Source organism: Hymenobacter coccineus (genome assembly GCF_001816125.1).
Classification (GTDB): domain Bacteria; phylum Bacteroidota; class Bacteroidia; order Cytophagales; family Hymenobacteraceae; genus Hymenobacter; species Hymenobacter coccineus.
The window spans coordinates 70,561-81,917 of the sequence record NZ_MDZA01000312.1; the positions used below are offsets into that span (position 1 = coordinate 70,561).

An 11,357-nucleotide genomic window follows, 5' to 3' on the forward strand; every position below is an offset into this window, starting at 1 on the left:
TGATTTTAATTATATCAAGTCAGCATTTGTCGGTGCCGAATTAATTAATTTTTCCAACGCGCAGCAAAAATCGATTTTAATTCCGGCACGAGGGTATCAATGTCGCCCGCGCCCACCGTGGCCAGCACTTCGAGCGGATCAGTTTGGGCCCCGGCCAGCACCTGGGTTTTGGTTTGAATGGATTTAAGCGGGCTGGTGATACCGGCCAGGATAATTTCCGACGTGACGCCGGGCAATGGCAACTCACGGGCAGGGTAAATATCTAACAGAATAACTTCGTCTGCAATACTTAAACTCTGGGCAAATCCTTCGGCAAAATCGCGGGTACGGGTGAACAAGTGGGGCTGGAATACCACCCGCAGCTGCCGCCCCGGGTACAGCGCCCGCACCGAACGCAAGAACGCCTCGATTTCGCGTGGGTGGTGGGCGTAGTCGTCCAAATAAACCTGCCCCTGGGGGCCCGTCGCCACGAATTCAAACCGCCGCTTCACGCCCCGGTAGGCGGCCACGGCGGCCGTGATTTGCGCCGCGTCCAAGCCTTCAATTTGCGCCACGGCGGCGGCGGCCAGCATATTCTCCACGTTGTGGAAGCCGGGCACGGCCAGCGCCAAGCCAGGTAGGGCCCCCAGGGGCCCGTGCAGGTCGAAGTGAAATTCGTGCCCCTGGGCCGTTACGGCGGCGGCGAATAATTCGCGGCCCGGCGCAGCATCCAGCCCGTAGTGGATGACGCGGGTGCCAGCCGGTGCGGCCGCGGCCACGCTGGCGTCGGCCGTGTGGTTGACGAGCAGCGTGCCGCCGGGCTTGATTTGCCCCACGAATTGCCGGAACGACTCAATCAGGGCCCCTTGGGTGCCGTAAATGTCGAGGTGGTCGGCGTCGGTGCTGGTCACGATGGCCACGTCGGGGCGTAGCGTGAGGAAGCTGCGGTCGTACTCGTCGGCCTCCACCACCACGGGGGCCCCGGGCGACTGCGGCAGCAGCAGGTTACTGCCCAAGTTCACAGCTATGCCGCCCAGGAAGGCCCCGGCGTCGTGGCCGGCGTGGTGCAGCAGGTGGGCCACCATGCTGCTGGTGGTGGTTTTGCCGTGGGTGCCGGCCACCGCAATCGTGCGCCGGCCCTGCGTGAGCACGCCCAGCACCTGGCTGCGCTTGCGGATGTCGTAGCCCTCGGCGCGCAGCCAGGCCCACTCGCGGCTATCGGCCGGAATGGCGGGCGTGAGCACCACCAGCGTTTGCGCCTTATTCTCCCGCACCACCGTTGGAATGTTTTCTACCGCATCAGCATAATGCACGGCAATTCCTTCGGCCTCCAGGGCTTGCGTAAGCGGCGTTTCGGTTTTGTCGTAGCCACTGACTTGGTGGCCGTTGGCGCGAAACCACCGCGCCAGCGCCGACATGCCGATACCGCCAATGCCCAGAAAGAAAATGTACGGAAATTGGTCCAAAGGGCAATTAATAAATCTCGCGCAAAGTCTCGCGAAGTGAAAAGTAAGTTTCGCTAAAACGAAGCGGCTTCAACTTTTAATTAATTTCAATAATTCGTCGACGATAGCCGTGGTGGCGTCGGGCCGGGCCAGCTCAAGCACCCGTTCCTGCAACTGCTGCTGGCGGGGCTCGTCGGCCAGCAGGCGCAGGGCTTCGTCGTAGAGGCGCTCGGCGGCGTGGGCGTCGGTGATGAGCACGGCGGCACCTTTGCCCACTAGGGCCAGGGCGTTTTTGGTTTGGTGGTCCTCAGCCACGTTGGGCGACGGCACCAGAATGCAGGCCTTGCCGGTCAGGGCCAGCTCGCTCACCGACAGGGCCCCGGCGCGGCTCACCACCACGTCGGCGGCGGCGTAGGCCAGGTCCATGCGCCGGATGAACTCGTGGGCAAACAGACCATCGGCGGCGTAGGGCGCGGCTTGCTGCTTGGCCTCGGGGTAATAGAGCTTGCCGGTTTGCCAGAGCAGCTGCACGCCCGCGGCTTGCAGGCGGGCCAGAGCGGCGGCTGTGGCCAGGTTGAGGGTCCGGGCCCCCAGGCTGCCGCCCACCACCAGCAGCGTTTTCTTAGCCGGGTCGAGGCCAAAAAACGCCAGGGCTTCGGCCCGGTCGCCGCCCACAATTTCGGCCCGCACGGGGTTGCCCGTCAGCACCACTTTATCGGCGGGGAAGAACTTCTCCATGCCCTCGTAGGCCACGCAAATGCGCGCCACCCGGCGGCCCAGCAGCTTATTGACCAAGCCCGCGTAGGAGTTTTGCTCCTGGATGAGCGACGGGATGGCGCGGCTGGCGGCGGCCAGCAGCACTGGCGCCGAGGCGTAGCCTCCCACGCCCACCACGGCATCGGGCAAGAACTCCTCGATGAGCTTGCCGGCCCGGCGCACCGAGCGGAACACCTTCACCGGAAACAGCAGGTTTTGGGGCGTGAGGCGGCGTTGCAGGCCACTAATGTCGAGGCCCACGATGTCGTAGCCGGCCTCGGGCACGCGCGTCATTTCCATGCGGCCGTTGGCGCCCACAAAGAGGATGGCCGCGTCGGGGTGGCGGCGGCGCAGCTCGTTGGCAATGGCCACGGCCGGGAAAATGTGCCCGCCGGTGCCGCCGCCGCTGATGATGATTCGCAAGGGATTGCTCATGCCGAAACGAAGGAAAAACTACGCATACGACGGGTTTTGGCGCGGGATGCGCGGCGCGTCGGGGTCAGACCCCACGACGGGCCGAATTTCGGGCTCGCCCCGGCTCACGGCCAGGATAATGCCGATGCTAATACCGGTAAAAATTAGCGAAGTGCCGCCCATGCTCAGCAGCGGCAGCGGCAAACCCGTGATGGGGCCCAGGCCCACGGCCACGCCCATGTTCACCAGCGCTTGCAACACTAGGCTGAAGCTGAGGCCCGCCGAAAGCAGGCCCCCAAAGGCACCGTAGCTGTTCATCACCGTTTTAAGGCCCCGGTACAGCAAGGCTAAGTAGAGCAGCACCACCACGCCCCCGCCCAGCAGGCCGTATTCCTCGATGATGATGGCGAAAATGAAGTCGGAGTAAGGGTGGGGCAGGATGTTGCGCTCGGTGCTTTTGCCGGGGCCCTTGCCAGCCACGCACCGGTGGCAATGGCGATGTAGCTGTGTTCCAGCTGGAACGGCGTCTTCTTATTAGGGTCGGAGAAGCTCGACACGCGCGACATCACGGTGCCCAGGCGCTGGCCGGCGGCCAGGCCCGCGCCGCCCAGCACCACGCCGATGGCCACCATCACGGCCATTTGCTTGAGCGGCACGCGCCCGATGAACATCAGCAGCATGCAGGTGGCAAACAGCAACAGGGCCGTGGACGCGTTACTGAGAATGATGAGACCGCAGATGACGCCCACCCACAGCATCACCGGCAGCAGCGTGGACTTGAAGTCGTGCAGGTGCTGCTGGCGGCGGCTGAGCATGCTGGCCAGGTGCGAAATCAGGGCCAGTTTGGCCAGGTCGGAGGGCTGGAAGGTGAGGTGGATTACCGGGATGGTGAGCCAGCGCGAGGCGTCGTTGAGGGTGGTGCCGCCCACGAAAAAAGTGAACAGCAGCAGCGGCACCGAAATGAGCAGCGCGTAGAGCGACAGCCGCGAGTAGTGGCGGTAATCGACGCGGTGCGCCAGCCACATCAGGGCCAATCCCATGAAGATGAGGCCGCTGTGCTTGAGCACAATCATTTCTGCCGAGCCGGGCCGGCCGCGCAGCTCGTTGCGGTAGGCCAACGTGCCGGTAGCCGAGTAGACCACAGCGATGCTGATGACGGAGAAAATGAGCACAATGGCCCACAGAATGGGGTCCCCCTTGAGGTTGCGCTGGAGCCAGTTGGGCCGAAAAGTGGATTCCATAAATCGCAGATTTTGCAGATTATCGCGGATTGTAATTGATTACGCAGGCTTAGCTGAAGCTAATTCCTGCACAGCGGTGGCAAATTGCTGGCCGCGGTCTTCGTAGTTCTTAAACAGGTCGAAACTGGCGCAGCAGGGCGAGAGCAGCACCACGTCGCCGGGTTGCGCCAGGGCCCCAGCGCGCGCCACGGCGTCGGCCATGAGTTGGGTTTCCTCCACGTGCGGCACCACGCCCTCAAACGCGGCGCGCAGCTTGGCATTGTCCACGCCCAGGCACACCAGGGCCCTAACTTTCTGGCGGGCCAAGTCCACAAGCGGCGAGTAGTCGTTGCCCTTGTCGGTGCCCCCAGCAATCCACACGATTTTGGTTTTGACGCCTTCCAGGGCGTACCAAGCGGCTTCCACGTTGGTGGCTTTGCTGTCGTTGATGTACTCCACGCCGGCAACCTCGCCCACCGCCTGTAAGCGGTGGTCGGCGTTGCGGAAGGTAGCCAGGGCTCCTTCAATCTGAGCGATGCTAATGCCCGCCACGCGCGCGGCCAGCGCGGCCGCCAGCACGTTCTGGCGGTTGTGCTCACCAATGAGCGGCGACTGCGCCGTGCTGATGGTTTCCGTTTTACTATAATAGCCGGGCAGCAAATCCACGCAGAGCTGCGTGGCCGCTTTGTAGTAGCCCGCCAAGTGCAGGTCGGCCCGGTGCTCCAGGCCAAACGGCATTTTCATCACCGGCCGTAGCGCCGCTTGGAAGTAGCGCGTGATGTTCTCGTCGTCGGCGTTGTAAATGAAGTAGCCGCTGCTGTCCTGCTTGCGGGCGATGCGCAGCTTGGCGTGGGCGTACTCGCTCAGCGAGTAGTTGTAGCGGTCGAGGTGGTCGGGGGTGATGTTGAGCAGCACGGCAACCCAGGGCCGAAACTCGTGCGTATCATCAAGCTGGAAACTACTGATTTCCAGCACGTAGTAGTCGTGCTCATCGGCAATGACCTGCTCGGCAAAGCTGCGGCCCACGTTGCCGCCCAGGCCCACCTTCAGGCCGGCCTCGTGCAGCAAGTGATAGGTGAGCAGCGTGGTCGTGGTTTTGCCGTTGGTGCCGGTAATGCAAATGCACTTGGCTTTGGTGTAGCGGCCCGCAAATTCAATTTCGGAGATAATCGGCGTTTTCTGCTCGCGCAGGGCCTGGATGACCGGCGCTTTCTCCGGAATGCCGGGACTTTTGATTACTTCGTCGGCGGCCAGCACCCGGGCCAGCGTGTGCTGGTTTTCTTCGAATTCGATGCCGGCCTGAACCAGCTTCTCGCGGTAGCTGGCCAGAATGGCGCCGCGGTCGGACACGAATACGGCGTGGCCCTTGGCCTGCGCCAAGAGCGCCGCCCCTACCCCACTTTCGGCCGCGCCCAGAATGACAATGTTCATAGTTAGCGCAGCTTAAGGGTAACCAAGGTGATGACGGCCAGCATGATGCCCACAATCCAGAACCGCGACACGATTTTAGATTCGTGGTAGCCCAGCTTCTGGTAGTGGTGGTGCAGCGGCGACATGCGCAGGATGCGGCGGCCTTCGCCGTACTTGCGCTTGGTGTATTTGAAGTAGCTGACTTGGAGAATAACCGACAGGTTTTCAATCAGAAACACGCCGCAGAGAATGGGAATCAGCAGCTCTTTGCGCACGATCAGGGCCAGCACGGCGATGATGCCGCCCAGGGCCAGCGAGCCGGTATCGCCCATGAATACCTGCGCCGGGTACGAATTGTACCACAAAAACCCAATGCAGGCCCCCACGAAGGCGGTGCAGAAAATAACCAGCTCGCCCGAATCTGGAATAAACATAACATCCAGGTAATCAGCCAACAGGGCATTACCGCTCACAAAAGCGAAAATGGCCAGCGTGATGCCAATGATGGCCGAGGTACCGGCCGCCAGCCCGTCGAGGCCGTCGGTAATGTTGGCCCCGTTGCTGACGGCGGTGATGAGGAAGATGACGATGGGGATGTAGAAAAGGCTGTAGAGGCCGTTGAAAAACGAACCGGCCGTGGCGAATAAGTCGCCGTAGTTCAGCTCGTTGTTCTTCATGAACGGCACGGTGGTAATCATCAGGTGCACGTCATGGTAGATTTTGCTGGCATCCACTTCCGACAGGGCCCCATTGGGCAGCAGGTACTGGCGCACGGTCACCTCATTCGAGAAGAACAGCACCCAGCCCACCGTGAGGCCCAGCCCCACCTGGCCCAGCACCTTGAAGCGCCCGCTCAGGCCCTCCTTGTTCTTGCGGAACACCTTGATGTAGTCGTCCAGAAAGCCAATTAGCCCGAGCCACACCGTGCTTATCAGCATGAGGATAATGTAGATGTTGCGCAACCGGGCCAGCAGCAGCACGGGCACCAGAATGGCCAGCAAAATGATGAGGCCGCCCATGGTGGGGGTGCCTTTTTTCTCGTTCTGGCCCTGCAAGCCCAGGTCGCGGATGCTCTCGCCCACCTGCTTCTTCTGGAGCAAGCGGATGAGGCGTCCGCCAAAAATCTGGGCAATGAGCAGCGAAATCACCACCGCCAAACCGGCCCGGAACGTGGTGTACTGAAACACCCCGGTGCCGGGCACGTGAAAATGGTCGTGGAGGTAGCGGAAGAAGTAATAGAGCATGGGCAATTAAACCGGGGACTTAAGCGAAAATTGAACGTCATGCTGAGCGTAGCCGAAGCATCTCGCACGCTCACTATTTAATGATTATTGCCGCAGTAGAGATGCTTCGGCTGCGCTCAGCATGACGTTCAAATATTACTTGTTCAAAGTTTCAAATAATTCGAGCAGAACCTCCTTGTCGTCGAAGTGGGTTTTCACGCCCTGCACGTCCTGGTAGTTTTCGTGGCCTTTGCCGGCCACCAGCACAATGTCGTGGGGCCCCGCCCAGACAAGGGCGGCTTGGATAGCGGCGTGGCGGTCGGGTAGGGTGCGCACGCGGGCCGCGTCGGGCGCCAGCACGCCGGCCTGCATCTGGGCCAGTATTTCAAGCGGGTCCTCGAAGCGCGGATTGTCGGAGGTCAGGACTACTTGGTCGGAGAAGCGAGCGGCGAGGGCGGCCATCACGGGGCGCTTGGCGGCGTCGCGGTTGCCGCCGCAGCCCACCACCGTCACGATGCGCTGTTCAGGCCGGCGGATCTGGTGCAGGGTTTGGAGCACGTTTTCCAGGGCGTCGGGCGTGTGGGCGTAGTCCACCACCGCCGTGATAAACTGCTGGGGCGACACCACCGGCTCGAAGCGGCCGGGGGCTGTGTTCAGGCCCGAGAGGATGGTGAGCACCTCCGTAGGGTCTTCGCCTAGCAGCACAGCGGCCCCGTACACGGCCAGCAAATTATAGGCGTTGAACACCCCGATGAGCCGGAACTGCACCTCGCGGCCGTCGATTTCCAAGAACAAGCCGTGCACCTCGTTGGCAATGAGCCGGGCCCGGAACGTGGCGGCTCCGCGCAGCGAATAGGTTTCGCGGCGGGCGGCGGTATTTTGCAGCATCACGGGGCCCCGCTTGTCGTCGGCGTTGGTGAGGGCAAAGGCCGTTTTGGGCAGCGCGTCGAAGAAGCCCTTCTTGGCTTTCAGGTAGTTATCGAACGTGCCGTGGTAGTCGAGGTGGTCGTGGGTGAGGTTGGTGAACACGCCACCGGCGAAGCGCAGGCCCGTCACGCGGTGCTGGGCCACAGCGTGGCTGCTCACCTCCATGCAGGCGTGGGTACAGCCGGCGTCCACCATGCGGGCCAGCAGCGCGTTCAGCCGGATGGCGTCGGGGGTAGTGTGGGTAGCGGGGACGACGGTTTCGTCGATCTGGTTTTGCACCGTGCTCAGCAGGCCGGCGTGGTAGCCCAGCTCGCGCAGCAACTTGTGCAGCAGCGTGGCGCAGGTAGTTTTGCCGTTGGTACCCGTCACCCCAATCAGCTTAAGCTGGCGCGATGGGTGCCCGTGGAAGGCCGCCGCTACCAGGCCCAGGGCCCCGGCGCTGTCGGCTACCTGCACATAGGCGGTGCCGGGGTTTAGTACGGCCGGCAGCTCCTCGCAGATGACGCGCCGCGCCTTGGGCCACAGCGGTTTCGATGAACCTGTGGCCATCGGTGGCCGTGCCGCGCAGGGCGCAAAACGCCACCCCGGGGCCCGCCTCCCGCGAGTCGAGGGTGAGGCCGGTGATGGGCACGTCGGCGGGGCCCTGCTGCTGGAGCAAGGCCACATCGGCGAGCAAGGAAAAGAGCGGGAGAGAAATCAAGGGCAAAACCGCGGGGCCGCGGGGCTTCAGGGTCGAGGAAACAGGTTAGGCGTTGCGCGCCGGTTTTTGGGGCTTGTCGGCGGCCAGGCGGTTTTTGGCGGGTTTGGCTTTAGCGTCGGATTTTGGCTTGGCATCAACGGCCTTGGGCCTGGCAGTAGGCTTGGCAGTAGGCTTGGCGGCGGGCTTCGCTTCCACTTTGGCTTTGGCCTCCGCTTTGGGTTTGGCGGGGGCCCCCTTGGGAGCCGCGGCTTTGGCCTTGCTAAGCGAAGCCTTGGTGGTTACCAATCCGGCTTCCGTGGGCACCAGCAGGATGTTCTCCTCCAGGTCGGTGTGCTCGGGCTCGGGCAGGGCGCGGGGGGCATCGTCGCGGGGCCCCGTTTCCACCAGCGTAAGGGTGATGGCGTCGCCGCGTTTGTAGGGGGCCCCGGCGGCCAGGCTTTGGGCGCGCACGCGGCCCGTGCCCAGGGCCCGCACGTGCAGGCCCCGGTTCTCAAGCAAAAACAGGGCGTCGCGCAGGCTCAGGCCCTGGGCGTTGGGCACGCGGCCGGCGCGCACGGGGTTCACCACCAGGGCCACGGTGCGAGCGTGGAACGCCGTATCGGACGCGCCCCGCACCCACTCCTCGCCGCCGGTGGCCTGGGTGTTGCCGGCCAGGCCCAGCTTCTGGCAGACAAGGGCCAACTCATCCTGCATGCCGGCGCGCACCAGCGGCACGCGGCTCTTGTTCAGGCGGGCCTTGGCCAGCAGCGGGCGCTGGCTGAGCAGGTCGCGGGCCATGCACTTGTCGGCCACTTCGCGGAATACCGGAGCGGCCACGTCGCCGCCATACACGCGGCCGCGGCTGGGCGAGTCAATCACCACGATGCAGCTGTACTTGGGCTTGTCGGCCGGGAAGTAGCCGCAGAAGCTGGTCGAGTACGTTCTGGTGTAGTGGCCGTTTTTGAACTTCCAGGCCGTGCCCGTTTTGCCGGCGATGGTGTAATCCTTCGGCCGGATGCGGCTGGCGGTGCCCTCGGCCACCACGCCTTCCAGCATGGCCTTCAGCTTGCGCAATGTGTTGTCAGAACAGATCTTCGGAATCAGCACCCGGGGCGCAAACTCCTGCACCACTTGGTCGGCCTGCTTGATTTGCTTGACGATCATGGGGGCCACCTTCACGCCGTTGTTGGCCACGGCGTTGTAGAAGGCCAGCGTTTGCAGCGGGGCCAGCTTCAACTCATAGCCGATGCTCATGGTCGAGAGCGAGGTGCGGCTCCAACTGCGGTCGGTGGGGTCCTTCACGTAGGGCAACGCCTCGCCACTCATTTGGAAGCCCAGCGGCTTGTCGAGCCCGAATTTCTTGAGGTAGTTGGTGTACTGCGAAGGGTTGGCGGCGAAGTGCTCCTGTACCAGCCGCGCCACCCCGATGTTGCTCGATTTCTCGAACACCTGCTGCACCGTGATGCGGCCGTTGGGGTGCGAGTCGGTCTTCACGGCGCCGCCAATGGACATGCGCCCGGGGCCCGTGTCCACCACGTCGTCGAGCGTGATGTTGGGGTACGCCTCCATCAGGGCCATCATCGAGGCCAGCTTGAACGTCGAGCCCGGCTCGGTGCGGCCCTGGTCGGCGAAGGCGTAGTTGTAGTCTTCCTTATAGGTATCGTCAGCGGCGCGGCCCAGGTTGGCCACGGCCTTGATTTCGCCGGTCGCCACTTCCATCAGAATCACGCAGCCATACTGGGCGTTGTTATCAACCAGCGACTTGTAGAGGGCATTTTCGGCCACGTCCTGCAAGTTGATATCGAGCGTGGTTTTGATGTCGTAGCCCGGCTGGGGCTTGATTTCAGTGCCGTCGTAGAGGGGTTTCACGCCGCCCGGCACCCGCTCAAACAGTGCCTCGCCGGCCTTGCCCGCCAGGCTGGGCTCGAAGGTGAACTCCAGGCCCGCACCGTGCTGCTGCTCGTTCACGAAGCCCACCGTGCGCTGCGCCAGGCCCCCAAACGGCCGGAACCGCTTGTCCACTTTCTCAAAAATAGCGCCCCCGCGGTTGCGCTTGGCGCGGAAAATGGGCCACTGGGCCAGCAGCTTTTTTTCCTGGAAATTGATCTGGCGCGAATTCAGGCGGATGTAGCGCACGGCCGGCTCCTTGGACCGACGGGCGTTGGTGAGGCGCCGCTTGTACTCCTGCTTGGTGCGGTCGCCGAAGAAGTGCGACAGCTGCCAGGCCAGCGAATCGACCCCGGCCTGAAACACGGCTTCGTCCACCACGGCTGGGTCCCAGGCCACCCGGTAAAAGGGCAGCGAGGTGGCCATGATGCTCTCGTTGTCGGAGAAAATATTGCCCCGCGTGGCCGGCACCGGCTGGTAGCTGATGCGCCGCTCCTGCTCCAGGGCCCGCCACTTGGCACCCTCCTGAAATTGGATGCGCGTGGCTTTCCACAGGATAAGGCCCGAGAAAACGGCCACCCCCAAAAAGGCCAGCCGCACCCGCGTCACAATTGACTTTTTAACGCTGCCTTTCATCGACGGGGGAAAGTAGTGGGTTGGGTACGAGCCGCTTCTTTCTTGTGCTTGGTTGTACTCTTTGTACCTTTTTTAACTGATTTCTTATTGACGGGCTTGCCCGCTGCTTTGGCTTTAGGCTTCTCCATCAGCACTTTAGGGGCCCGGCGCGCAGGCACTGGCGCCGCGGCGGCGAGAGAATCTTCCGGAATAGCGGCGGCAATTTCCGGTTCGCCATCGGTGCCCGAGTTGACGTAGCGGCGGCGGCCGGCCAAGGCATCGGCCCGCTGGGCGGCCAGCGAGTCGCGGCCGGCGCGGGCGGCCAGCGTATCGGCCGTCAGCACGGGCATTAGCTCCAGGGCGGCGGCGTCGAGGTGGCCGGCCGGCACCTGAATGCGGAAGGGCGGCGAGGAGCTTTCGACCAGCCCGAAGGCCGCTACTTTGCGGGCCACCTCGCTCTGCTTACTGGCCTCCATGTAGTCCGATTTTAGGGTGGTGTAGTCGGCGCGCAGGTCCTCGGTTTCCTGCTTGAGGCGCTGGATGCTGCGGCTCATGCGGTTGCCGTAGTGCGTGTTGCCGATGTAGAGCAGCGTGAGAAACATCACGAACAGCAGGTGCGGCAGGTAGCGCACCGGCAGGCCCTCGCGGAAGAGCCCATCCACGTTCGTCATCCGGTCGAAGACCGAGAACAGGCTCCAGGTGCGGGGCACGCGCTCGGGGCGCGGCGGGGCGCTCGGGGCCGGGCCGGGCGGGGGGCGTGGGGGCCTCCACCGCGGGGCTTTTGGGGGCCACGGGGCTCCGG

The 11,357-nt window shown here is 63.4% G+C and carries 6 protein-coding genes and 2 pseudogenes; all 8 read right to left on the minus strand.

What is annotated here, in order from left to right:
* Positions 1-44: 44 nt before the first annotated feature.
* Positions 45-1,445, minus strand: coding sequence for a UDP-N-acetylmuramate--L-alanine ligase (murC, locus tag BEN49_RS16470; protein ID WP_083326188.1), 1,401 nt, complete (start codon positions 1,443-1,445; stop codon positions 45-47).
* A gap of 69 nt (positions 1,446-1,514) precedes the next feature.
* Positions 1,515-2,615 carry an undecaprenyldiphospho-muramoylpentapeptide beta-N-acetylglucosaminyltransferase gene (gene murG / locus BEN49_RS16475; RefSeq protein WP_070745222.1) on the minus strand — a complete coding sequence of 367 codons (1,101 nt, stop codon included), beginning with the start codon at positions 2,613-2,615 and terminating at the stop codon, positions 1,515-1,517.
* An 18-nt stretch (positions 2,616-2,633) separates the two neighbouring features.
* Positions 2,634-3,835: pseudogene (locus tag BEN49_RS16480) on the minus strand (FtsW/RodA/SpoVE family cell cycle protein).
* Positions 3,836-3,874: 39 nt separating this feature from the next.
* Positions 3,875-5,245, minus strand: a complete 1,371-nt coding sequence (murD, locus tag BEN49_RS16485) for a UDP-N-acetylmuramoyl-L-alanine--D-glutamate ligase (protein WP_070745224.1) — start codon at positions 5,243-5,245, stop codon at positions 3,875-3,877.
* Between the two features lie 2 nt (positions 5,246-5,247).
* Positions 5,248-6,468 (minus strand): phospho-N-acetylmuramoyl-pentapeptide-transferase, encoded by a 1,221-nt coding sequence (gene mraY / locus BEN49_RS16490; RefSeq protein WP_070745227.1) that lies wholly within the window; start codon positions 6,466-6,468, stop codon positions 5,248-5,250.
* A 135-nt stretch (positions 6,469-6,603) separates the two neighbouring features.
* A pseudogene (locus BEN49_RS16495) lies at positions 6,604-8,071 on the minus strand (UDP-N-acetylmuramoyl-L-alanyl-D-glutamate--2,6-diaminopimelate ligase).
* Between the two features lie 48 nt (positions 8,072-8,119).
* Positions 8,120-10,576 (minus strand): PASTA domain-containing penicillin-binding protein, encoded by a 2,457-nt coding sequence (locus tag BEN49_RS16500; protein ID WP_094123180.1) that lies wholly within the window; start codon positions 10,574-10,576, stop codon positions 8,120-8,122.
* Positions 10,573-11,357: FtsL-like putative cell division protein (locus tag BEN49_RS28685; protein WP_204376138.1), on the minus strand; the 785-nt coding region annotated here is incomplete at its 5' end. The genes BEN49_RS16500 and BEN49_RS28685, both read right to left, overlap by 4 nt.